The organism is Solwaraspora sp. WMMA2056 (assembly GCF_030345095.1).
In the GTDB taxonomy this organism is placed as follows: domain Bacteria; phylum Actinomycetota; class Actinomycetes; order Mycobacteriales; family Micromonosporaceae; genus Micromonospora_E.
The window spans coordinates 4,940,248-4,962,018 of the sequence record NZ_CP128360.1; the positions used below are offsets into that span (position 1 = coordinate 4,940,248).

General features: G+C 71.2%; 22 protein-coding genes and 1 rRNA gene. 11 read left to right on the forward strand and 12 right to left on the reverse strand.

Features of this window, described 5'->3' with window-relative positions; all coding sequences use genetic code 11:
* Positions 1-230: 230 nt before the first annotated feature.
* Positions 231-1,747: ribosomal RNA gene (locus tag O7608_RS22265) — 16S ribosomal RNA — on the reverse strand.
* A gap of 656 nt (positions 1,748-2,403) precedes the next feature.
* Positions 2,404-3,705, reverse strand: coding sequence for a tyrosine--tRNA ligase (gene tyrS, locus O7608_RS22270; protein WP_421356908.1), 1,302 nt, complete (start codon positions 3,703-3,705; stop codon positions 2,404-2,406).
* Positions 3,706-3,865: 160 nt separating this feature from the next.
* Here tyrS and O7608_RS22275 point away from each other — a divergent pair, with 160 nt between their 5' ends.
* The 4 genes from O7608_RS22275 to O7608_RS22290 all read left to right on the forward strand — a co-directional run bounded on the left by O7608_RS22275 (position 3,866) and on the right by O7608_RS22290 (position 7,719).
* Positions 3,866-5,470 (forward strand): flavin monoamine oxidase family protein, encoded by a 1,605-nt coding sequence (locus tag O7608_RS22275; RefSeq protein ID WP_289206449.1) that lies wholly within the window; start codon positions 3,866-3,868, stop codon positions 5,468-5,470.
* Positions 5,471-5,682: 212 nt separating this feature from the next.
* Positions 5,683-6,135 carry an OsmC family protein gene (locus O7608_RS22280; protein ID WP_289206450.1) on the forward strand — a complete coding sequence of 151 codons (453 nt, stop codon included), beginning with the start codon at positions 5,683-5,685 and terminating at the stop codon, positions 6,133-6,135.
* Positions 6,136-6,227: 92 nt separating this feature from the next.
* On the forward strand, positions 6,228-6,581 hold the full coding sequence (locus tag O7608_RS22285; RefSeq protein ID WP_289206451.1) for an ArsR/SmtB family transcription factor: 354 nt from the start codon (positions 6,228-6,230) through the stop codon (positions 6,579-6,581).
* A 103-nt stretch (positions 6,582-6,684) separates the two neighbouring features.
* Positions 6,685-7,719 carry an App1 family protein phosphatidate phosphatase gene (locus O7608_RS22290; RefSeq protein ID WP_289210989.1) on the forward strand — a complete coding sequence of 345 codons (1,035 nt, stop codon included), beginning with the start codon at positions 6,685-6,687 and terminating at the stop codon, positions 7,717-7,719.
* Positions 7,720-7,727: 8 nt separating this feature from the next.
* Here the strand turns inward: O7608_RS22290 and O7608_RS22295 are convergent, their stop codons facing one another.
* The gene (locus O7608_RS22295; RefSeq protein ID WP_289206452.1) at positions 7,728-7,919 is read right to left on the reverse strand and encodes a hypothetical protein; all 192 of its coding nucleotides are present in this window, start codon (positions 7,917-7,919) and stop codon (positions 7,728-7,730) included.
* A 17-nt stretch (positions 7,920-7,936) separates the two neighbouring features.
* On the opposite strand from O7608_RS22295, the gene O7608_RS22300 reads away from it, so the two are divergent.
* From O7608_RS22300 to O7608_RS22310, 3 genes are read left to right on the forward strand one after another with little or no spacing between them, the layout of a single operon-like run.
* Positions 7,937-8,611, forward strand: a complete 675-nt coding sequence (locus O7608_RS22300) for a hypothetical protein (protein ID WP_289206453.1) — start codon at positions 7,937-7,939, stop codon at positions 8,609-8,611.
* Positions 8,608-9,237 (forward strand): hypothetical protein, encoded by a 630-nt coding sequence (locus O7608_RS22305; RefSeq protein WP_289206454.1) that lies wholly within the window; start codon positions 8,608-8,610, stop codon positions 9,235-9,237. Before O7608_RS22300 ends, O7608_RS22305 begins: the two co-directional genes overlap by 4 nt.
* Before the next feature lie 51 nt (positions 9,238-9,288).
* Positions 9,289-9,969, forward strand: coding sequence for a TRM11 family SAM-dependent methyltransferase (locus O7608_RS22310; RefSeq protein WP_289206455.1), 681 nt, complete (start codon positions 9,289-9,291; stop codon positions 9,967-9,969).
* Between the two features lie 71 nt (positions 9,970-10,040).
* Here the strand turns inward: O7608_RS22310 and O7608_RS22315 are convergent, their stop codons facing one another.
* Entirely contained in the window at positions 10,041-11,390 is a 1,350-nt protein-coding gene (locus tag O7608_RS22315) for a hemolysin family protein (protein WP_289206456.1), read from the reverse strand.
* A gap of 256 nt (positions 11,391-11,646) precedes the next feature.
* On the opposite strand from O7608_RS22315, the gene O7608_RS22320 reads away from it, so the two are divergent.
* Positions 11,647-12,474, forward strand: a complete 828-nt coding sequence (locus O7608_RS22320; RefSeq protein ID WP_289206457.1) for a sulfotransferase family protein — start codon at positions 11,647-11,649, stop codon at positions 12,472-12,474.
* On the opposite strand, the gene O7608_RS22325 is transcribed toward O7608_RS22320, so the two are convergent.
* On the reverse strand, positions 12,450-13,790 hold the full coding sequence (locus O7608_RS22325; protein ID WP_289206458.1) for a helix-turn-helix domain-containing protein: 1,341 nt from the start codon (positions 13,788-13,790) through the stop codon (positions 12,450-12,452). The genes O7608_RS22320 and O7608_RS22325 overlap by 25 nt on opposite strands.
* A gap of 52 nt (positions 13,791-13,842) precedes the next feature.
* Between O7608_RS22325 and O7608_RS22330 the strand changes: the two genes are divergently transcribed.
* Together O7608_RS22330 and O7608_RS22335 are read left to right on the forward strand one after the other, a co-directional pair.
* Positions 13,843-13,986 carry a hypothetical protein gene (locus O7608_RS22330; RefSeq protein ID WP_289206459.1) on the forward strand — a complete coding sequence of 48 codons (144 nt, stop codon included), beginning with the start codon at positions 13,843-13,845 and terminating at the stop codon, positions 13,984-13,986.
* A 74-nt stretch (positions 13,987-14,060) separates the two neighbouring features.
* Positions 14,061-14,327, forward strand: a complete 267-nt coding sequence (locus O7608_RS22335) for a helix-turn-helix domain-containing protein (protein ID WP_289206460.1) — start codon at positions 14,061-14,063, stop codon at positions 14,325-14,327.
* Between the two features lie 50 nt (positions 14,328-14,377).
* Here the strand turns inward: O7608_RS22335 and O7608_RS22340 are convergent, their stop codons facing one another.
* Positions 14,378-15,010 carry a DNA-3-methyladenine glycosylase gene (locus tag O7608_RS22340; RefSeq protein ID WP_289206461.1) on the reverse strand — a complete coding sequence of 211 codons (633 nt, stop codon included), beginning with the start codon at positions 15,008-15,010 and terminating at the stop codon, positions 14,378-14,380.
* Between the two features lie 32 nt (positions 15,011-15,042).
* Between O7608_RS22340 and O7608_RS22345 the strand changes: the two genes are divergently transcribed.
* Complete coding sequence (locus O7608_RS22345; RefSeq protein WP_289206462.1) at positions 15,043-15,390, forward strand: antibiotic biosynthesis monooxygenase family protein; 348 nt, start codon at positions 15,043-15,045, stop codon at positions 15,388-15,390.
* Positions 15,391-15,443: 53 nt separating this feature from the next.
* On the opposite strand, the gene argH is transcribed toward O7608_RS22345, so the two are convergent.
* Genes argH through argJ form a run of 6 tightly spaced genes read right to left on the reverse strand, consistent with a single transcriptional unit; the run spans position 15,444 to position 21,733 of the window.
* Positions 15,444-16,907 carry an argininosuccinate lyase gene (gene argH, locus O7608_RS22350; protein ID WP_289206463.1) on the reverse strand — a complete coding sequence of 488 codons (1,464 nt, stop codon included), beginning with the start codon at positions 16,905-16,907 and terminating at the stop codon, positions 15,444-15,446.
* A gap of 8 nt (positions 16,908-16,915) precedes the next feature.
* Positions 16,916-17,440: an arginine repressor gene (locus tag O7608_RS22355; protein ID WP_289206464.1), complete on the reverse strand. Its 525-nt coding sequence runs from the start codon at positions 17,438-17,440 to the stop codon at positions 16,916-16,918.
* Entirely contained in the window at positions 17,437-18,432 is a 996-nt protein-coding gene (gene argF, locus O7608_RS22360; protein ID WP_289206465.1) for an ornithine carbamoyltransferase, read from the reverse strand. The genes O7608_RS22355 and argF overlap by 4 nt, the downstream gene beginning before the upstream one ends.
* On the reverse strand, positions 18,429-19,646 hold the full coding sequence (locus O7608_RS22365; RefSeq protein ID WP_289206466.1) for an acetylornithine transaminase: 1,218 nt from the start codon (positions 19,644-19,646) through the stop codon (positions 18,429-18,431). The genes argF and O7608_RS22365 overlap by 4 nt, the downstream gene beginning before the upstream one ends.
* Positions 19,647-20,567: an acetylglutamate kinase gene (gene argB, locus O7608_RS22370; protein ID WP_289206467.1), complete on the reverse strand. Its 921-nt coding sequence runs from the start codon at positions 20,565-20,567 to the stop codon at positions 19,647-19,649.
* Positions 20,564-21,733: a bifunctional glutamate N-acetyltransferase/amino-acid acetyltransferase ArgJ gene (gene argJ, locus O7608_RS22375; RefSeq protein WP_289206468.1), complete on the reverse strand. Its 1,170-nt coding sequence runs from the start codon at positions 21,731-21,733 to the stop codon at positions 20,564-20,566. The genes argB and argJ overlap by 4 nt, the downstream gene beginning before the upstream one ends.
* Positions 21,734-21,771 lie beyond the last annotated feature (38 nt).

Below are 21,771 nucleotides of genomic sequence, written 5' to 3' on the forward strand. Positions count from 1 at the left end.
CAACAACCCACACGTGGCTTGTTCCCTCAGGACCCAACAGGATGCTCTACATTCACACCAGCCGCACCAACACCACTCTCCACACCCCCACCCGAAAGCAGAAGCAGTACCAGCAGCATCAGCCGTTGCCGACACGAACTCACCAGTGTCTCCGCCAAATGAGCACCCCCACCCCACACTCGGAGGCGGCAGGCTCCCTACCCGACCTTCGCCGGGAGAGCGCTCCTTAGAAAGGAGGTGATCCAGCCGCACCTTCCGGTACGGCTACCTTGTTACGACTTCGTCCCAATCGCCAGCCCCACCTTCGACAGCTCCCTCCCACAAGGGGTTGGGCCACCGGCTTCGGGTGTTGCCGACTTTCGTGACGTGACGGGCGGTGTGTACAAGGCCCGGGAACGTATTCACCGCAGCGTTGCTGATCTGCGATTACTAGCGACTCCGACTTCACGGGGTCGAGTTGCAGACCCCGATCCGAACTGAGACCGGCTTTTTGGGATTCGCTCCACCTCACGGTATCGCAGCCCATTGTACCGGCCATTGTAGCATGCGTGAAGCCCTGGACATAAGGGGCATGATGACTTGACGTCATCCCCACCTTCCTCCGAGTTGACCCCGGCAGTCTTCGATGAGTCCCCGCCATAACGCGCTGGCAACATCGAACGAGGGTTGCGCTCGTTGCGGGACTTAACCCAACATCTCACGACACGAGCTGACGACAGCCATGCACCACCTGTGACCGCCCCCGAAGGACCCCACATCTCTGCAGGTTTTGCGGCCATGTCAAACCCAGGTAAGGTTCTTCGCGTTGCATCGAATTAATCCGCATGCTCCGCCGCTTGTGCGGGCCCCCGTCAATTCCTTTGAGTTTTAGCCTTGCGGCCGTACTCCCCAGGCGGGGCGCTTAATGCGTTAGCTGCGGCACAGAGAACCGGAGAGGCCCCCCACACCTAGCGCCCAACGTTTACAGCGTGGACTACCAGGGTATCTAATCCTGTTCGCTCCCCACGCTTTCGCTCCTCAGCGTCAGTATCGGCCCAGAGACCCGCCTTCGCCACCGGTGTTCCTCCTGATATCTGCGCATTTCACCGCTACACCAGGAATTCCAGTCTCCCCTACCGAACTCTAGCCTGCCCGTATCGACTGCAAGCCCACAGTTGAGCTGTGGGTTTTCACAGTCGACGCGACAAGCCGCCTACGAGCTCTTTACGCCCAATAAATCCGGACAACGCTCGCGCCCTACGTCTTACCGCGGCTGCTGGCACGTAGTTGGCCGGCGCTTCTTCTGCAGGTACCGTCACTTGCGCTTCGTCCCTGCTGAAAGAGGTTTACAACCCGAAGGCCGTCATCCCTCACGCGGCGTCGCTGCATCAGGCTTCCGCCCATTGTGCAATATTCCCCACTGCTGCCTCCCGTAGGAGTCTGGGCCGTGTCTCAGTCCCAGTGTGGCCGGTCGCCCTCTCAGGCCGGCTACCCGTCGTCGCCTTGGTAGGCCATTACCCCACCAACAAGCTGATAGGCCGCGAGCCCATCCCAAGCCGAAAAACTTTCCACACACCACCATGCGGCAGCATGTAATATTCGGTATTAGCCCCGGTTTCCCGGGGTTATCCCAAAGCCTGGGGCAGATTGCTCACGTGTTACTCACCCGTTCGCCGCTCGAGTACCCCGAAGGGCCTTTCCGCTCGACTTGCATGTGTTAAGCACGCCGCCAGCGTTCGTCCTGAGCCAGGATCAAACTCTCCAACAAAAATTTAGAGAATCAAACCCGGCATATAAAATGCCAAGGAATCACCAACCAGAAAACCACCACCAAAGCAGCAGTCAACCAGCCGGGAACCAAACAAACTTTGGCACTGGCTTATCAAGCACCCTGTTGAGTTCTCAAAGAACAAACACACACCAGCAGAACCACCCACACCAAGCAGGCAACCCCACCAGGGCCATCCGTCCCACCCGACTTCCGCCGGGCACTTTTACTACCTTACTCCGACTCTTTCGCCCCGTCAACCCGGGTTTTTCCGGATCGTGGTGCTTAGTGCCGTTTTGACCTGACCGGTTCCAGGCAGCATCGTACCGCTGCTCCGTACCCGGGTCTTGCAGGCCGGCCGCGACGTCTCCGTCGGCTGCCCGGTACCCTGCGGTCGTCAACCTTACTCGGTCGGCCTCGCCGCGCCAAATCGGCCCCGGCCTTGCCGGTGCGACCTCAGCGGCCCCGCCCGACCAGCTCCGTTCGGTGTCAGAACACCCGGACCTGGAAGGTCGTCCCGCAGTTCTGGCCTCTCGCTCCGGCTTTCGCCTCGGCGTTTCCGTCCGTTCCCCTGCGGGCAGAGAGAAAGTTACGCGCCCGCCCGATCACACGTCAAATCGAGCGGACGCGTCCCACGTCACACCATCGCTGGCGGACTATCTTGCCAGCTCAACGCCAGCAAAAGTGCGCTTGCCCCGGCGCAGGACCAGGAAGCGCCCGTGCAACAGCGCCTCGGTCGGCACCGCCGCGTCGACGTCGACCACCCGCTGGTTGTTGACGTATGCGCCACCTTCGGCGATCGCTCGACGTGCCTCGTTGAGGCTGCCGACCAGACCCGACTCCTTGAGCAGTACCGCCACCGCAGGCACCTCGCCACGCACCGTCACCAGGCCCGCTTCCCGCAGCGCGGCCTGCAACGTCTCCGGGGACAACTCCTCGAGCGAACCGCGGCCGAACAACGCCTGACTTGCCGCCATCGCCTGGGCCGCCTCCGGTGCACCGTGCACCAGGGTGGTGAGCTCCTGCGCCAACGCCCGCTGCGCCGCACGCGCCGCCGGCCGGGCGGCGGACTCCTGCTCCAGGGACTCGATCTCGTCACGGTCACGGAAGCTGAAGTACCGCAGGTAGCGGCCGATGTCGCGGTCGTCGACGTTGACCCAGAACTGGTAGAAGGCGTACGGGCTGGTCAACGCAGCGTCGAGCCAGACCGCACCGCCCTCGGTCTTGCCGAACTTGGTGCCGTCCGCGCGGGTGACCAGAGGAGTCGTGAAGGCGTGCACCGGCCCGGCACCCCGGCGACGGACGTAGTCCACCCCTGCGGTGATGTTGCCCCACTGGTCGGAGCCGCCGAACTGCAGCGCGCAACCGTACCGGCGGTGCAACTCGAAGAAGTCGTTGGCCTGCAGCAGCTGGTAACTGAACTCGGTGAAGCTGATGCCGCTGTCCAGCCGGGCGCGCACCACCTCACGGGCCAGCATCCGATTGACCGGAAAGTGCTTGCCCACGTCCCGGAGGAACTCGACCACCGACATCGGGCTCGTCCAGTCTAGGTTGTTCACCGCCAGCGCCGCGGCGGGGCCGTCGAACGAGACGAACGGGGCCAGCTGGCCCCTGATCCGGTCCACCCAGCTGGCGACGACCTCGGGTGGATTGAGGTTACGCTCGCCACCTTCCTTCGGGTCGCCGATCTGCCCCGTGGCGCCACCGACCAGCAGCAGCGGCCGGTGTCCCGCCTGCTGCAGCCGGCGGGCGGTGACCACCTGCACCAGATGCCCGACGTGCAGGCTCGGTGCGGTCGGGTCGAAGCCGACATAGAAGGTCGTCGGGCGGGTCAGCTGTGCGCCCAGCTCCACCGCGTCCGTGGTGTCCTGGATCAGGCCACGCCAGCGCAGCTCATCCAGCACCGTCGGCGTACCCGTGGGGTCTCGTTGGTCCGTCACCGCGCGATTGTCTCTCATCGCCGGGTTGCGGCGACATCCGGTTTCCCACCTGCGGCGCAGGTGGTGACCGGCACACCAGTGCATCGAAACTTGTCGTTCATCTAGTCGGACACTTCCGGCAACACGTCGCTCACATGATCGATCCCTGCCGATCAGATCCGAGGCTGTGGATGTCGATGTGACCGAGCCGTCCCCCGGCGTCAGCCGACGCCACTTTCTGCACCAGGTCGGCGTCAGCGGTGGCGCTGGCGCCCTGTTCGCCACCATGGGCGCGCTCGGCCTGGCACCGAGTGCGGCAACCGCGACACCGCCGTACACGCCGCCCCGTGCCGGGGACCTGCGGGTGACCGGACGTAGCGCCGGCCGGGTGGTGATCCTCGGCGGCGGCGTCGCGGGCCTGGCCACCGCGTACGAGCTGGGCAAGGCCGGCTACCGGTGCACCATCCTCGAGGCGCGCGACATCGTCGGTGGCCGCAGTCTGACGATCCGCCGGGGCAGCACCGAGACGGATCTGGACGGACACGTGCAGCGGGCCGCCTACCATGCCGGCACGTACTTCAACGCCGGACCAGCCCGCATCGCGCAGTGGATGGTGACGATGGACTACTGCCGGGAGCTGGGCGTCCCGGTGGAGGTCTTCACCAACGCCAACGCCAACGCGATGATCTACAACGAGTCGAACGCGGCGCCGACCGCGAACCCGGTACGGTACCGGACCGCGAAGGCCGACATGTACGGCTACGTAGCCGAACTGCTCGCCAAGGCCACCGACCAGGGGGCTCTGGACGGGCAGCTCACCGCCGACGACAAGGACCGGCTGCTGTCGTTCCTGCAGAGCTTCGGAGCGATCGGCGGGCGCAGCGCCGGCTGGGCGTACACCGGGACGACCCGGCGCGGATACGCGACCGACCCGGGAGCGGGCAACGACGTCGGTACGCCGCTGGGCGCGCCACCGCCGCTGTCCGAGGTGCTGGCCAGCAACGTCGGGCGCTACTTCAGCTTCGAGCTCGGCTACGACCAGGCGATGCTGATGTTCCAGCCGGTCGGCGGGATGGACCGCATCGTCGAGGCGTTCGTCCGCGCCGTCGGTCCCGGCGTGGTCCGTACCGGCACCGAGGTGGTCGACGTGGTCGACGGGCCGGACACGGTGACCGTCACCTACCGGCAAGGTGGCCGCCTCCGACGGCTGACCGCCGAGTTCTGTGTGGCGACCCTCCCACCGCACCTGATGGCCCGGGTGCCACACAACCTCGGCGCACCGGTGCAGTCGGCGCTGGCCAGCTTCCCGCCCGCACCGGCGGGGAAGATCGGCATCGAGTACCGCAGCCGCTGGTGGGAACAGGAGTTGCGGATCTACGGCGGGATCACCGAAACGGATCTGGACCTGGCCCACGTCTGGTACCCCTCGCACGATTTCCACGCCGATCGGGGCCTGATCGTCGGCTACTACAACACCGGGTCCGCCGCCCGTTCGTACGGACTCTTGACGCCCGCCGAGCGCCACGAACGGGCGATCGCCCAGGGCGTCAAGATCCACGGTGAGCGGTACCGCACCGAGGCGGCCACCTCGTTCTCGGTCGCCTGGCACCGGGTCCGCCACATCGAGGGCGCGTGGGTGTCGGCGCCGTACGGATCACCGGCGTACGACCTGCTGCTGCGCCCGGCCGGGCGGGTCTACTTCGCCGGCGACTGGTTGAGCCGCACGCCTGCCTGGCAGCACGGGGCGCTGCTGTCCGCCCGGGCCGTCGTCGGCGCGCTGCACTCCCGGGTGCTGGCCGGCTGAGCCGGCTGGACTCCCCGTGCTGGCCGGCTGAGCCGGCTGGACTCTCCCGTACCGGCCGAGCGGGTTGGCCGGGTGGGGCGGACGTCCCGGACGCTCGGGTCGCACGACCGGGCCGGGTCAGGGTCGTACGGCACTGACCCGGCCGCTCGCCAACTGGTGTGCTGAAGGTGGCCGGCAGAGCAGGATCGGTCACCGGCGGAAGGAGCACCACGATGAACACCATGGTCACCGAACGGGTGCCGCAGGTCCGGCACGATCCGACCGGAGCCGGGCTGACCGTGCGTCACGTCGACGGTGAACGGTACGCGGTGCAGGTCCGGGGTCACCAGGTGTTCGTCGACCAGCCGGCGACCAACGGCGGCGACGACGGCGCACCGACCCCGGTCGAACTGTTCGTGGCCTCGCTCGCCTCCTGCGTCGCCTTCTACGCCGGCCGCTACCTCCAGCGGCACGGACTGTCCAGGGAAGGTCTCGCCGTCTCCGCCCGGTACGTGATGGCCACCGACCGGCCGGCGCGGGTCAGCGCCATCCGGATCGAGGTCACCGCACCGGCCGATCTGCCGGCGGGACGGCGGGCGGCGCTGCGGGCGGTCGCGGCCCACTGCACGGTGCACAACAGCCTCGTCGACGTACCCCGGGTGGAGATCGAGTTGGATCCGGCCTGACCGGTCCGGTCGGGGCACAGTCCCGGCGAGCGCGGTGTCGCGACGGCGGCGCTGTGCTTGCCGGGTGTACCGCCGGCTGCCAAGGTTGACCCATGGAGCAGACCCTGGTCGAGCCGGGTGGCACCGGTGTGCCCTGCTGCGCGCCGTTGATGAGCGCCGCCGTTCCCGCCGAGCACGCCGGTGAACTGGCGCGCGCGTTCAAGGCACTGGCCGACCCGGTCCGGCTGCGGCTGCTGTCCATGATCGCCTCCGCTGGGGCGGAGGTCTGCGTATGCGACCTTTCGGCGGCGTTCGCGTTGACCGGACCGACGATCTCGCACCATCTGCGGGTGCTGCGGGAAGCCGGGCTGGTCGACTGCGAACGACGCGGTACCTGGGTCTACTACTGGCCCCGCCCTGCGGCCATCCGCCGTCTGTCGGTGCTGCTGTCTGCTCCGGAAGGGTGATCCGTTCGCTGCGGCCCGGTCCGGGGGGCCCGATGTCGGGCGGCCCGGGCCATCACCACGCCGCGCCCGAACGGGACCGCTGTGGCAGGGTGGCACCGTGGCGATGACTCCCGTGAGCCCGGCTGCTCGTGGTGCCCAGCGGGCCGTGCGGCTGGAGGATGCCATCCACGCCCTGTTCGAACGACGCCTGCGTCGGCGCGGCTGGGACGTGACGCTGATCCCGTACACCGGCTACGGCGCTCCGGGCTGGGTGCGGGTGATGGCGCGGGTGCTGCTGGGGCGCCCGGATCCGCACCCCCGACGTCCGCACAAGGTCCGGGGCTGGCGCAGCTTCGCGACCCTGCCGGTCAAGCACGCGCCGGTGGTCATCGAGGCCGGCGGCCGCAAACACCAGGTGCAGGCCGACCGGGGCGGCTTCGTGGACACCGTCGTGCCGGCCGACCTTTCGCCGGGTTGGGCCTCGGTCCGGCTGTACAGCGGCGACGCCGAACCGGTGGAGGCCCCGGTACGGATCGTGGATCCGCAGGTGCGTTTCGGCATCATCTCCGACATCGACGACACGGTGATGGTGACCGCGCTGCCCAGGCCGATGCTGGCCGCGTGGAACACGTTCGTCCTCGACGAACACGCGCGCGCCTCGGTGGCCGGGATGGCCGTGTTGTACGAGCGTCTGGTCACCGCACATCCCGGCGCGCCGGTGCTCTACCTGTCGACGGGGGCCTGGAATGTCGCGCCGACGTTGCGCAGGTTCCTGTCCCGGCATCTGTACCCGGCGGGTCCGCTGCTGCTCACCGACTGGGGGCCGACGGCGGAACGGTGGTTCCGCAGCGGCCGGGAGCACAAGCGCGCCAGCCTGGCCCGGTTGGCTGACGAGTTTCCGCAGGTGCGGTGGCTGCTCGTCGGCGACGACGGCCAGCACGACCAGGAGATCTACGCCGAATTCGCCGCCGAGCATCCCGACAGCGTCGCGGCTGTCGCGATCCGCCGGCTCTCCCCCACCCAGGCGGTGCTGGCCGGTAACCTGCCGGCGCCGGCGGGCGAGACGTCGCGTACCGCCGGACCTGGTGGGCGTCGCTGGCTGTCCGCGCCGGACGGCGCCGGCCTGGCGCATCTGCTGCGCCAGGCGGAGCTGCTGTGACCGTACGGTCAGCTGGTCGCGTCCGCGTCCGCGTCCGCAGACGCGGCGGCCGGTCCGGCCTCGGCCAGTCGCTGCCGCAACCGGCCACGGACCTCCTCCGGCGTGTAGGCCCGGCGGCGCCGTTCGGCCCGGACGATCACCGCACCGGTCGCCGCGACGCCGACGAACGCGGCCAGGCCCGTTACCTTCCACCAACGCATCCGCCTAGGGTAGTCGGATGACCGGCGGCCCACTTACCCTCGACGCTGCGGTGGAGCTGACCCGCACCGGTGACCTGTGGCTGTTCCGCGGGCGCACAGTGCCCGACCGCGCCATCCAGCTGACCACGAACAGCCCGGTGAACCACGTGGGCATGGCCGTGGTGATCGACGACCTTCCGCCGCTGCTGTGGCACGCCGAGCTCGGTCGCTCGTTGCCGGACATGTGGTCGGGCACCCATCATCGTGGCGTGCAGCTGCACGATCTGCGTGACGCGGTCACCGTCTGGGCCCGCCGGTACGGTCAACGGGGCTGGTTGCGGCAGTTGGATCCACCGGCGGACCCGGCCATGGAGGACGCCGTACTGCGGACGGTCGCACGGCTGGACGGCACGCCGTTCCCGTCGACCGCGCAACTGGCCTGGCGCTGGCTGCGCGGGCGGGTGCCCGCCCCGGCGATGCGCCAGCGCACGGCCGGGCAGTGGGAGAGCGTCTACTGCGCCGAGGTGGTGGCGGTCACGTACGAGGCGATGGGACTGCTGCCAACGGGCCGGCGCAGCAACTGGTACGACCCGGGCCGGTTCTGGAGCGGCGACGACCTGCGTCTGCAGGGTGGTGCCCGGCTCGGTCGGGAGATTCCGGTGTCGGTGCCGTCGGCGGGCGAAGCTGAGCGGGCCAGCGACCAGACGTCATGACCGGCGGGCCGACCGAGGACCGCAGCGCCCGGTGGGAGCGGCGGCTCGCGGTGCCGGTGCTGGTCGCGGCGCTGGCGTCGGTGCCGGCGGTGTTCCTGACGCTGGCCGGTGGGACGTTGGCCATGTTCGGCGAGGTGCTGCACTGGGTCAGCGGGGCGGTCCTGGTGGCGGAGAGCGTCGTGCTGCTGGCGCTGTCCAGTGACCGGCTCGGCTGGTTACGGCGCAACCGTGGCCTGGTGGGGTTCACTCTGGTGGTGGTCCCGGTGACGGTGCTGGCACTCGGCCCGTTGCAGGTGCTGCGGCTGCTGTACACGGTGGGTACGTTGCGGTTGGTGCGGGCCCGGCGAATCGTCCGGGCGACGATGGTGCTGCACCGGCGTTTCGGACCGGAGGGTCCGTGGGCGAGCTCGTTCGCGCTGGGGGCCGGGACACTGGCCGCCGTCTTCGTCGCGATCACCCTGGTGGACCCGTCGTCGCGGTCGCGGCTGCTGCTGGAGCAGTGGCTGGGCTGGACCGGCAACGGCCGGACGGTCGCGGTCTGTGTGGCCGGCGCGGTGGTGTTCGGTGCCACCTGGGTGGCGTTGCGCAACCGGGGCCCGGCGTCGCCGGCCGACGACGCGGACTGACCCCGGGCACACCGGTCGCCGACGCGGATCAGGTCGGGGGACAATGGTGCGGTGAGACCTTGGCTCCACCTGTCCGCCGCGGATCTGGCCGCGCAGTTGCCCGACGGTGAGGACCAGGAGGTGCATTTCCCGGAGTCGTTGGTCGAGGCGGTGCTCGCCGAGTACAGCGTCCCCGGTGCCACAGTGCTCGACCCGTTCGCCGGGTTCGGCACCACACTGGTCACCGCGCAGCGGATGGGCCGGCAGGCGGTCGGGATCGAGCTGCTACCGGAGCGGGTCGAGCTGATCCGCAGCCGGCTGGCTGCCGGCGCAGGGTCCGGGTCCGGGTCCGGCAGCGTGGAGGTGCTCAACGGGGACGCGCGCAAGCTGCGCACGCTGGTGCCCGGCCCAGTCGACCTCTGCCTCACCTCCCCGCCGTACATGGACGCGGTGAACCACCCGGAGAATCCGCTCAACGCCTACGAGACCCTCGACGGCCACTACCCGACCTACCTGGAGGAGATCGGTGACATCTTCGCGCAGGTGGCCCAGGTCCTGCGGCCCGGCGGGTACGCGGTGGTCAACGTGGCGAACATGCGGATCGACGGTCGGGTCACCACCCTGGCCTGGGACGTCGGACGGGTCGTCGGGGCGCACCTGACGCTGTGCCAGGAGGTGTTCCTCTGCTGGGACGCGCCGCCGGCCTGGCTGACCGGTGACTACTGCCTGGTGTTCCAGCGCCCGCCGGTCTGACCGGGTCTGACCAGCCCTTGACCGGGTCCGACCCGCGCGCGGCCGCGCTGGTCGACCATGTCGGCGCAGGGTCAGCGCGGCTCGGTCGAACCGTTCGTGACCGGGTCTGCGGCCACGGCGGCGTCGGTGCTGTCGGCGGCGGCGTCCCGGTCCGGCGCCCGGCACAGCCGTACGGCGGAGATGGCATGGTGGTCGACGGCGGCCACGGTCAGCGTCCAGCCGTCGATGGCGACCGACTCGCCGCTGCTGGTCGGGATGTGACCGAGCCTGGCCAGCAGCAGACCGGCGACCGTGGTGTAGTCCCCGGCGGGGCGGGCCGGCAGCTCCACCCCGATGTCGGGCAGGTCGTGGATCGGGAAGGTGCCGGGCACCAGCAACGTACCGTCGCTCTCGGTGCGGACCGCGCGGACGTCCCGGTCGGTCTCGTCGTAGATCTCGCCGACGATCTCCTCGAGCACGTCTTCCAGGGTGACGATGCCGTCGACGGCGCCACGTTCGTCGACCACCAGGGCGATGTGCTGGCGCTCGGCCTTGAACTGCCGCAGAGCGTCGACGACCGGCAGCGACTCCGGCAGCAGCATCGGCGGGCGGGCGGCGGCGTCGACCGGCCGGTCGTCCGGTACGCCGACCAGGTCACGCAGGTGGACGACGCCGACGGTGTCGTCGAGCATCCCGTTGCGGACCACCGGAGCCCGGGAGTGTCCGGAGGCGGCCAGCACGATCCGGGCGGCCTCGGCGGAGGTGCCGCTGTCCAGGCAGAACACCTCCAGCCGGGGCACCAGCACGGCCCGCAGCCGACGGTCGGCGATCTCCAGTGCCCCCGAGATGATGGTCTGCTGTTCGACGGTGAAGGCCCGGTGCCCGGCGACGATGTCACGAAGTTCGTCCGGGCTGATCTCTTCCCGGGCGGCCTTGGGGTCGCCACCGGTGAGCCGTACCACCAGGTCGCTGGTGGCGCCGAGGGCCCATACCGCCGGTCGGGCCAGGCTGGCCAGGACATCCAGCGGCCGGGCCACCGCCAGCGCCCACTGCTCGGCCCGCTGCATCGCGATCCGTTTGGGGGCCAGCTCACCGAAGACCAGGGTGACGAAGGTCAGCACCAGGGTGATCAGCACGACCGCGACCGGTTCGGCGGCACCGCCGAGCGCCTCCAGCAGTGGCACCAGGGGTCGGGCCAGCGACACCGCCGCCGTCGCCGAGGCCAGGAAGCCGGCGAGGGTGATGCCGATCTGGATGGTGGCGAGGAAGCGGTTCGGGTCCTTGGCGAGCTTCGCCAGCACCCGGCCGGTGCGCCGGGACCGTTCGAGCCGTTGCAGCTGACTCTCCCGCAACGACACGAGGGCGATCTCGCTGCCGGCGAAAACGGCGTTGATCACCACCAGGACCCCGACGAGTGCGAGTTGCGTCCCGTACCCCTGCACGTGTGCACCTTCCGTCGTCGCCACCGCGCCGCAGCGGACCCGTCCGGGTCGCGCGTGGAGCGCCCGTCCGGGTCGCGGACGAGCGCCCGTCCGGGTCGCCCAGCAATGCCCAGCCGGGACGACTGCGAATCCTGCCACTCCCGGCGGCACCGGCGGTGTCCGGCCCGTCGCGCTCCTCGTCCCGGCCGGGCCCACCGATGCCCGATGGCGGCTACCCCTAGCATTTTCCCAGCTAGGGTTCCTAAGGTCGGACCGTATGAGCTGGAAGCACCACCTCGCCGTACGCATCGCGCGGTCGACCGGGGTGCAGATTTCTCGACGGGGCGGCCGGGGGCTGCTCGTCCGTCGGCCGCAGCGGCTGTTGCGGCAGCCGGTCTTCGTCCTGTCGTCGGTACGGTCCGGGTCGACGCTGCTGCGCATGATGCTGGACAGCCACTCGGCCATCTACGCCCCCCACGAACTGCACCTGAGCAAGCTGCGGGTGCAGTTGGGTGACCACTACATCACCAACAGCATGGCCGAACTGGGCCTGGACGCCCAGGAGGTCACCCACCTGCTGTGGGACCGGGTGCTGGACACCGCTCTGCAACGCAGCGGCAAGCGGATCCTGGCCGAGAAGACCCCGCACAACGTGTTCATGTGGTCGCGGATCGCCCGGGTCTGGCCGGATGCCCGGTTCCTGTTCCTGCTGCGCCATCCGGCGGCGATCCTCGACTCCTGGTCGCGGGCCCGCCCGCAGCAGACCCCGCAGGAGGCGGCCGACAGCGTCGGGCGGTACCTGTCCAGCCTGGCCGAGGCACGGCGGGCGCTGCCTGGTCACACGGTCCGCTACGAGGACCTGACGGCCGACCCGGCGGCCGCGACCCGGCGGATCTGCGCCTTCCTCGGGCTGGAGTGGGAACCGGCGATGCTGGAGTACGGCCGGTTCGACCACGGCACGATCAAGGCCGGCCTGGGCGACTGGACCGGCCGGATCCGGACCGGCACGGTGCAGCCACCGCGTGAGGTGCCGGACCTGGCGCTGCCGGACCCGCTGTACGACCTCGCAACGGGGTGGGGTTATCCGGCCCGACGGGCCGGCTGAGCGGTCTGCGGCAGCGGCCGGCCCAACGCGACGGCGGCGGTGGCCTGGCGGAACGCCTCGACCGCGCCCACCGGGTCGCCGGTGTCCGCCAGCATGTCGCCGAGTTCGGCCCAGGCCCTGGCCGCCTGCCGGGAGGCGTGCAGCCCGGCGAGGGTCCGGGCCGCCTCGGCGAACGTTTCCCGGGACTGCTCCACCTCGTCGGTGGCGGCCAGCGCGGCGGCGAGCGCGGTCTGCGCCCGGGCCCGTTCCAGGTGGGCCTGGCCGCCGAGTTCGGTCAGTGACCGGCGGGCGGTGTCGGCGGCGGCGGCCGCGTCGCCCTGCAACAGCAGGGTGCGGGACAGTTCGGTCAGTACGTAGCCGCGGTCGATACCGCCGCCGATCTCGGTCAGCTCCCGCAGCGCCCGCTCGAAGGTCGTCCGCGCCTCGTCCAGGCGGGGCGGGCTGTGGCTGAGCAGGATGCAGCCGTACGCGGTGAGCAGTCGGGCGGCGCTGCGCCGGTCCCGGTCCTGCCGGAAGAAGGTCAGCGCCTCCCCGGCCAGCTCCAGCGCCTCCCGATAGCTGCCCTGCTCACAGGCGACCTGGCTGGCGTTCCACAGCAGCGCCGCGCGGGCGCGCGGTGAGCCGATCCGTTCGGCGCGTTTCATCCCCTCACGCAGCAGACGTTCGGCCTGGCGCAGGTCGCCGAGCTCGGAGTGGGCGGCGGCGACGGTCGCCAGCAGGCGGACGGCGTCCTCGGACTCCCAGGCGCCGAGCCGGTCGACGCGCTCCAGGGTGCCCATGCCGACCTCGACGACCCGTTGCAGTTCGCCGAGTTCGTACAGGCACCGGATCCAGCTGATCACCATGCCCAGGGAGGCGACGAAGGCCGGCCCGTCGGGGTTGTCGCGCAGCAGCGATTCGTACTGCGCGGCGGCTTCGGTGAGCCGGCCCTGCTCGGCCAGCGCCCGGGCGAGCCCGAGTTGCGCCTCGGATCGGGTGACCGGGTCGGGCGGGTCCGTGGTCAGCACGGCGGTGAACTGCCGTTCCGCCTCGGTCGGGTCGCCGGCTTCGATGGCGAGATGGCCGTAGGACAGGGTGAGCGCCGCCGGGCGGGTGGCCTCGGCGTCGGCGTCACCGGCCAGCTCGGCCACCGAGCAGCCCAGGGTGGCCGCCAGCTCGCGCAGCACCTCCGGTTTGGGCGAGCGCCGGCCGGACTCGAGCAGCGAGATGTAACTGACCGACAGACTTCCCCGGGCAAGTTCGCGCTGCGTCATGTTGCGCGCGGTCCGCAGGGCGCGGAGCCGACGAGGGAAGTCCGGGTGAACTTGTTGACTCACGTCCGGCCCCCTTATTTACTGCGTGCAGGTTAACTCACCTCAAGGAGGAGCGATGAAGCTTGTACGCGTGGCGTTGCTCGCCGCGCTGGTCGGGGTACTCGCCCTGGTAGCGACCGGTCTGACCGGAGCCTCGGGCGGCGGGCAACACGAGTCGAATCTGTGGGGCTGGCCGTCCTGTTGTGGACTGCCCGACTAATCACAGTCAACTCGTTGACTCGTTGGGAGTCAACTGCCTAACCTTCCGGAGTCACCGCGCTCCGGGAGGCCATCGTGTCCACATCCTCGCGCCACCGCACCCCACGACTGTCGCCGCAGGAGACAGCCGTCCTCGTCGCCTACCTGTCCGGACTGACCATGGACGCGTCGGCCCGACGCGTCGGCGTCGGCGTCGGCACCGCCAAGCAGTACCTGGAGCGGGTCAAGCGCAAGTACGCCGCCGCAGGACGACCCGCCCACACCAAGCTCGACCTTGCCCGCTGCGCCGTCGAGGACGGCCTGTTGACCTGGGCCGAGCGGCCGACCCCGCAGGTCCGCTAGCCGGTCCACCGCAGGTCCGCTGGCCGGCTCACCGCCGGGCCGTTGGTGGTTCACCGCCGGGCCGTGCGCTGGCGGGGCGCGGCACGACGGTACGCGCTGACCGTCGGCTCGTCGGCCAGCCAGAACCGCCACGGGGTCTGCTGGGCCGAACCCACCCCGACCCGGGGCCCGCTGCGGACCGCCGCGACCTCCACCGGGTCAGCCGGTGCCGTCAACGACGCCGGACCGCAGCCGTCGAGCACCGACGTGTCGGTGGCCGCACCGTCCAGACCGAGTGCGACCATCAGCCGGGCCGGCCCCCGCGCCAGATCCCGGTCCGGCACCCGTACGCCGCGCCGACGCCGGGCGGTCCCGTGGCCGGCCACGACCGCCCCGGCCCGCAGCAGCACCGCCGCCGCCTCGCCGGGTGGGCCGGTCACCACGTTGCCGCACCAGTGCATGCCGTAGCTGAAGTACACGTAGAGGCGTCCGGGTGGGCCGAACATCGCCGCGTTGCGCGGCGTACGGCCCCGGTGGGCGTGCGAGGCCGGATCCGCGCCGACCCCGGCGTACGCCTCGACCTCGGTGAGCCGGACCGCGACGTCACCGGCGGTGACCACGCAGCCCAGCAACGCGCGGGCGGCCACGTCGACCGGCCCGGCGAGCACCGCCGCCAGGTCGCCGGCCGGTACGGGTGATCTCATGGCACCAGCACACCACACCCCGGGAGCGACCGATGAACCCCGCACAGACCCCGTCCCCGCCGTACCACCTGGTGGTTTTCACCTCCCGGCTCAGCCACGACGACCCGCAGGGGTACGCCGAGACCGCACGTCGGATGCTGGAGCTCGCCGCCGCCGCGCCGGGGTTCCTCGGCGTCGACACCGCCCGCGGCGGCGACGGCCTCGGCATCACCGTCTCCTACTGGCGTGACGAGGCCTCGATCGCCGCCTGGCACCGGCAGGTGGAGCACCAGGCGGCCCAGGACGCCGGCCGGGCCCGGTGGTACGCCAGCTTCACCGTGCACGTCGCCCGGGTCGACCGCGCCTACCGGTTCCCGCCGGCCGGCACCGGCACCACGTGACCGCACGGTCGCCGGTTGACCCCACGACCGGCTGCCCCTGCGGGTCGACAACCTCAGCGGGGCACGACCGACGCCGCCGCCCAGGCCCGCCACTGGTCGAGCTGCTCCACCACCGAGGCCAACTGGTCGGCCACCGGCCCGGGGCCGGTGGAACCCGGCGTGGTCCGCGCCGCCAGCGCCGAACGCACCGACAGCACGTCGCGCACGCTGGCGTCCAGGTGCTCGCTGACCAGCCGCAGGTCGTCGTCGGAGACCTCGTCGAGGGCACATTCCCGGGCCGCGCAGAGCGCCACCAGCTTGCCGGTGATCTCGTGCGCGTCGCGGAACGGCACCCCCTTGCGGACCAGCCAGTCCGCCACCTCGGTGGCCAGGGTGAAACCGACCGGCGCGGCGGCGGCGAGCCGGTCCACCCGTACCGTCATGGTGGAGATCATCCCCGCGAGGGCCGGCAGCAGCAGCGCGAGGGTGTCCACCGCGTCGAACGCCGGCTCCTTGTCCTCCTGCATGTCCCGGTCGTAGGTCAGCGGCAGGCCCTTGAGCATCGTCAGCACCGCGACCAGCCCACCGACGAGACGACCGGACTTGCCCCGGGCCAGCTCGGCGATGTCGGCGTTCTTCTTCTGCGGCATGATCGACGACCCGGTGGCGAAGGCGTCGTCCAGCTCGACCCAGCCGAACTCCTGCGAGGTCCAGAGCACCACCTCCTCGCCGAGGCGGGACAGGTGCACGCCGATCATCGCGGTCACGAACAGGAACTCGGCGGCGAAGTCCCGGTCGGCGACGGCGTCCATCGAGTTGGCGAACGAGGTCTCGAAGCCCAGCTCCTTGGCGACCACACCAGGGTCCAGCGGCAGCCCGGAGCCGGCCAGCGCGCCGGCGCCCAACGGCGACACCGAGGTACGCGCGTCCCAGTCCCGCAGCCGGTCCAGGTCACGCAGCAGCGGATGGACGTGGGCCAGCAGCCAGTGACCGAACGTCACCGGCTGGGCGTGCTGCACATGCGTCATCCCCGGCGCCGGGGTGTCCAGGTGCCGCTCCGCCTGCTCCACCAGCGCCCCGGCCAGCTCGACCAGCTGGGCGGCCAGCCCACGGGCGTGATCACGCAGGTACAGCCGCAGGTCGGTGGCGACCTGGTCGTTGCGTGACCGCCCGGCGCGCAGCTTGCCGCCGAGCGAACCCAGCCGTTCCAGCAGGCCACGCTCCAGCGCGGTGTGCACGTCCTCGTCGTCGACGGTCGGGCGGAACGTCCCGGCGGCGCAGGCCGCCTCCAGGTCGTCCAGGGCGGCCAGCATGCGGCCCAGTTCGTCGGGGTCCAGCAGACCGGCGGCGGCCAGGACCCGGGCATGCGCCCGGGAACCGGCGATGTCGTACGGCGCCAACCGCCAGTCGAACTGGACGCTGACCGACAACCGGGCCAGGGCCTCGGCGGGGCCGCCGGCGAAGCGGCCACCCCACAGACTGGTGCGGTTCGGGCTGGCGGTGTTCGCGGTCAGGTTCTTGTCGTCCACGGCGACCATTGTGCTGATCAGCTCCCGGTGCCCGACAGCCGGGCGTCGCTGGGTGGGGTAGCGGCCCAGGCGGACAGCTTCTCGGCCAGCTCGGCGCCGCCGGCCGGGTCCCGGGCGACGACCAGGATGGTGTCGTCGCCGGCGATCGTGCCGACCACGTCCGGCAGGCCGGACCGGTCCAGCGCGCTGGCCAGGAACTGCGCCGCGCCCGGCGGGGTCCGCAGCACACAGATGTTGGCGCTGGCGTCGACCCCGGTGAGTAGTTCGTGCAGCAGCCGGACCAGTCGCGCCGGGGCCTGCTCGGACGGGCGCAGCGTCGGATTGCCGTCCTCGGGGATCAGGTAGACCGCCGGCCCGCCGTCGCGCCCGCGCACCTTGACGGCACCGAGCTCCTCCAGGTCACGCGACAGCGTCGCCTGGGTGACCTGCATCCCGTCACCGGCGAGCAGCTCGGCCAGCTCGGTCTGGGAGCGGATCGCCTTGGCCCGGATCAGCTCGATGATCCGGGCGTGCCGGGCGGTGCGGGTCCCCGGCCCGGTCACCGGTGCCCCCCGGCAGGTCCGTCGTCGCCGGCACCCACACCGCCACCGGCACCGGCACGCACATCGTCACCGGTCTGGGCGACCAGCCAGGCCAGCAGCGCCTTCTGCGCGTGCAACCGGTTCTCCGCCTGGTCGAACACGGCGCTGTGGCCGCCGTCGAGCACGTCGTCGGTGATCTCCTCACCCCGGTGCGCCGGCAGGCAGTGCAGCACGATCGCGTCGCGTGCGGCGAGCGCCAGCAGTTCCTTGTTGACCTGGTACGGCCAGAACGGCGTCCGCCGGTCCCGGCCGTCGGCCTCCTGCCCCATCGACGTCCAGGTGTCGGTGGCCATCACGTCGGCACCGTCGACGGCTTCCCGGGGGTCCCGGATCAGCTGCACCGATCCGCCGGTCCAGGCGGCGATCTCGGCGGCCCGGGCGACGACCGCCGCCGCCGGGTCGTGGCCGGCCGGCCCGGACACCCGTACGTGCATGCCGGCGGTCGCCCCGGCCAGCAGGTACGAGTTCGCCATGTTGTTCGCCGCGTCGCCGACGTAGGTCAGGGTCCGCCCGGCCGTACCGCCGCAGTGTTCCCGCACGGTCAGCAGGTCGGCCAGCAGCTGACACGGGTGGAACCCGTCGGTGAGCGCGTTGACGACCGGCACGCCCGACCCCGAGGCGACCTCGGCGAGCCGGTCGTCGCCGTAGGTACGCATCACGATCGCCGCGACGTAGCGCGACAGCACCCGACCGGCGTCGGCCAGGGTCTCGCCGCGACCGAAATGGGTGGCCTGAGTGTCGACCACGATCGGGTTGCCGCCCAGCTCGGCGATGCCGACGTCGAACGACAACCGGGTCCGCAGGCTCTGCTTGTCGAACAGCACCGCCACCGAACGGGGGCCGGCCAGCGGCCGGTGGCCGTACCGGTCGGCCTTCATCGCGGCGGCCAGGTCCAGCACCGCCGACTGCTCGGCGGGGCTGAGGTCGTCGTCGCGCAGCAGGTGCCGGGTCACGAGCCTTCTCCTGTGGTGGTGGCGGCGTCCAACGCGGCAGGCAACGCGGCGAGGAACCCGTCGGCCTGCTCGGCGGTGAGAATCAGCGGCGGGGCCAGCCGGATCACTTCCGGCTGCGCCGGGTTGACCAGGAATCCGGCGTCACGCAGGGCCACGGCGACCGCCGGCGCGACGGGCGCGGTGAGCACGATCCCGAGCAGCAGGCCGGCGCCGCGTACCGAGGCGACGAGCGGATGGCCGAGCGCCTCGACGCCCCGGCGCAACTGCTCGCCGACCCGTTTGACGTGGTCGAGCAGACCGTCGGCGGCGATGGTCCGCAGTACGGCGAGCGCGGCCGCGCAGCAGACCGGGTTGCCGCCGAAGGTGCTGCCGTGACTGCCCGGGGTGAGCAGCGCGCCCGGAGTGAGTGGTGCGGCCGGGTCCCCGACCTGGGTGTCGGCGAAGGCGATGCAGGCGCCGATCGGCAGCCCGCCGCCGAGACCCTTCGCCAGGGTGACGACGTCCGGGGTGATCCCGTCGGCCTGGTGGGCGAACCAGTGGCCGGTCCGCCCGACCCCGGTCTGCACCTCGTCGAGGGTGAGCAGGGCTCCGTGCCGGGTGGTGATCTCCCGGGCGGCGGCCAGGTAGCCCGGCGGCGGCACCACGACACCGGCCTCACCCTGGATCGGCTCCAGGATCACCATGGCGGTGCGGTCGGTGACGGCGGCGGCGAGCGCGTCGGCGTCGCCGTACGGCACGTGGGTGACCTCGCCGGGCAGCGGCCGGAACGGGTCGGCCTTGGCCGGCTGCCCGGTCAACGCCAGCGCACCCATGGTCCGGCCGTGGAAGCCGTCGTGGGTGGCGACCACGTGGGTGCGCCCGGTCCGGCGGGACAGCTTGAACGCCGCCTCGACCGCCTCGGCACCGGAGTTGCCGAAGAACACCGCGCCGGGGCGACCGGTCAGCGCCAGCAGCAGTTCGGCCAGGGCGACCGGCGGCTCGGCGACGTACAGGTTGGAGACGTGGCCGAGGGAGCCGATCTGGCGGGTGACCGCCTCGACGATCGCCGGGTGGGCGTGGCCGAGCGCGTTGACCGCGATCCCGCCGAGCAGGTCGAGGTAGCGGCGGCCGTCCTCGGCGACGACGGTGGCACCCTCACCGCGTACCAGCGCCAGCGGCGGCGTGCCGTAGTTGTCCATCAACGATGCGGACCAGCGGTCCCGCAGCGAGGTCATTCAGGACTCCCCGTCGTTCGTCGGATCGGTGACCATGGTGCCGAAGCCTTCGGAGGTGAAGACTTCCAGCAGGGTGGAGTGGGCGACCCGGCCGTCGACCACGTGCGCGGCGGGCACCCCGCCGCGTACCGCCCGCAGGCAGGCCTCCATCTTCGGCACCATGCCGGCGGCGAGGGTGGGCAGCAGGCCGGCCAGGTCGTCGGCGGTGATCCGGCTGATCAGGCTGGCGGTGTCGGGCCAGTCGGCGTACAGGCCGGGCACGTCGGTGAGGACGACCAGTTTGCGGGCCTCCAGCGCGATGGCCAGCGCGGCGGCGGCGGTGTCGGCGTTGAGGTTGTGCAGGACGCCGTCGACGTCGGGGGCGACCGTGGAGATCACCGGAATCCGGCCGGCGGCGATGATGTCGGCGACCGCCGACGGGTTGACCGTGTCGACGTCGCCGACCTGGCCGACGTCGACCGGTTCGCCGTCGACGTACGCGGGGCGGCGCACGGCGGTGAACAGGTGGGCGTCCTCACCGGACAGACCGACCGCGTACGGCCCGTGCTCGTTGATCAGGCCGACGAGTTCCCGGCCGACCTGGCCGACGAGCACCATCCGGACGACGTCCATCGCTTCCGGGGTGGTGACCCGCAGGCCGCCCTTGAACTCGCTGGCGATGCCGAGCCGGCGCAGCATGCTGGAGATCTGCGGCCCGCCGCCGTGCACCACGACCGGCCGGATGCCGGCGTAACGCAGAAAGACCATGTCCGCGGCGAACGCCCGCTGCAGCTGCGGGTCGATCATGGCGTTGCCGCCGTACTTGACCACGATCGTCTCGCCGTGGAAACGGGCCAGCCAGGGCAGCGCCTCGATCAGGGTGGCCGCTTTGGCCTGGGCGGCACTGAGGTCCCGGCTGAGCTGGGTGTGCGGGTCGATCATGTCGAGTACGCCGAGTTCTCGTGCACGTACGCGTGGGACAGGTCGTTGGTCCAGATGGTCGCGGTGTCGGTCCCGGCGTGCAGGTCGACGCGGATGTGCACCTGCCGGCCGGTTAGGTCGACCTGGTCGCGGGGCGCGGCGGCGGCCCCGTCCCGGCAGATCCACACGTCGTTGATCGCCACGTCGAGCTGGTCGGGGTCGAACGCGGCGCTGGTGGTACCGACCGCCGCGAGGATCCGCCCCCAGTTGGGGTCGTTGCCGAACAGCGCGGTCTTGACCAGGTTGTTGCGGGCCACTGCCCGGCCGACCTGCACCGCGTCGGCCTCACTGGCCGCGCCGAGCACCTCGATGGCGATCTCCTTGCTGGCCCCTTCGGCGTCGGCGATCAGCTGCCGGGCCAGGTCGGCGCAGGCGGCGGTGACCGCGGCGGTCAGCTCCTCGACCGACGGGGTGACCCCGGAGGCGCCACTGGCCAGCAGCAGCACCGTGTCGTTGGTGGATAGGCAGCCGTCGGAGTCGATGCGGTCGAAGCTGGTCCGGCAGGCCGCATGCAGCGCGGCGTCGAGATCGGCGGCGTCGGCGAGCGCGTCGGTGGTCAGTACGCAGAGCATCGTCGCCATGGCCGGGGAGAGCATCCCCGCGCCCTTGGCCATCCCGCCGACCCGCCAACCCGCGCCGTCGATCACCACCGTCTTCGACCGGGTGTCGGTTGTCATGATCGCCTCGGCGGCGGCCGGTCCGGCGTCGGCGGACAACGCCGCCACCGCGGCATCGACCCCGGCGAGCAGCTTGTCCATCGGCAGCCGCTCCCCGATCAGCCCGGTCGAGCAGACCGCGACCTCACCTGCCCCGACGCCCGTACCGCCTGCTTTGGTGAGCGTCGCGGCGACGTGTTCGGCGGTGGCGTGGGTGTCCTGGAAGCCGGCCGGCCCGGTGCAGGCGTTGGCCCCGCCGGAGTTGAGCACCACCGCCCGCAGCGCACCGACGCGCAGCACCTGCCGGCTCCACCGCACCGGTGCGGCCTGCACCCGGTTGGCGGTGAAGACCCCGGCGGCGGCAGTGGCCGGCCCGTCGTTGACGACCAACGCCACGTCGGCCGCACCGCTGGCCTTCAGCCCGGCGACCACCCCGGCCGCCCGGAACCCTTTCGGTGCCGTGACGCTCACCTGAGCCACCCTTCGTTCGCGACTGCGGGACTCCGCTG

Bases quoted from the DNA above. Each gene is read 5' to 3' on its own strand.
- tyrS (WP_421356908.1), bottom strand. From the start codon at position 3,705: ATGAGAGACAATCGCGCGGTGACGGACCAACGAGACCCCACGGGTACG.
- O7608_RS22280 (WP_289206450.1), top strand. From the start codon at position 5,683: ATGAACACCATGGTCACCGAACGGGTGCCGCAGGTCCGGCACGATCCG.
- O7608_RS22285 (WP_289206451.1), top strand. From the start codon at position 6,228: ATGGAGCAGACCCTGGTCGAGCCGGGTGGCACCGGTGTGCCCTGCTGC.
- O7608_RS22290 (WP_289210989.1), top strand. From the start codon at position 6,685: ATGACTCCCGTGAGCCCGGCTGCTCGTGGTGCCCAGCGGGCCGTGCGG.
- O7608_RS22295 (WP_289206452.1), bottom strand. From the start codon at position 7,919: ATGCGTTGGTGGAAGGTAACGGGCCTGGCCGCGTTCGTCGGCGTCGCG.
- O7608_RS22300 (WP_289206453.1), top strand. From the start codon at position 7,937: ATGACCGGCGGCCCACTTACCCTCGACGCTGCGGTGGAGCTGACCCGC.
- O7608_RS22305 (WP_289206454.1), top strand. From the start codon at position 8,608: ATGACCGGCGGGCCGACCGAGGACCGCAGCGCCCGGTGGGAGCGGCGG.
- O7608_RS22320 (WP_289206457.1), top strand. From the start codon at position 11,647: ATGAGCTGGAAGCACCACCTCGCCGTACGCATCGCGCGGTCGACCGGG.
- O7608_RS22330 (WP_289206459.1), top strand. From the start codon at position 13,843: ATGAAGCTTGTACGCGTGGCGTTGCTCGCCGCGCTGGTCGGGGTACTC.
- O7608_RS22340 (WP_289206461.1), bottom strand. From the start codon at position 15,010: ATGAGATCACCCGTACCGGCCGGCGACCTGGCGGCGGTGCTCGCCGGG.
- O7608_RS22345 (WP_289206462.1), top strand. From the start codon at position 15,043: ATGAACCCCGCACAGACCCCGTCCCCGCCGTACCACCTGGTGGTTTTC.
- argH (WP_289206463.1), bottom strand. From the start codon at position 16,907: ATGGTCGCCGTGGACGACAAGAACCTGACCGCGAACACCGCCAGCCCG.
- O7608_RS22365 (WP_289206466.1), bottom strand. From the start codon at position 19,646: ATGACCTCGCTGCGGGACCGCTGGTCCGCATCGTTGATGGACAACTAC.
- argB (WP_289206467.1), bottom strand. From the start codon at position 20,567: ATGATCGACCCGCACACCCAGCTCAGCCGGGACCTCAGTGCCGCCCAG.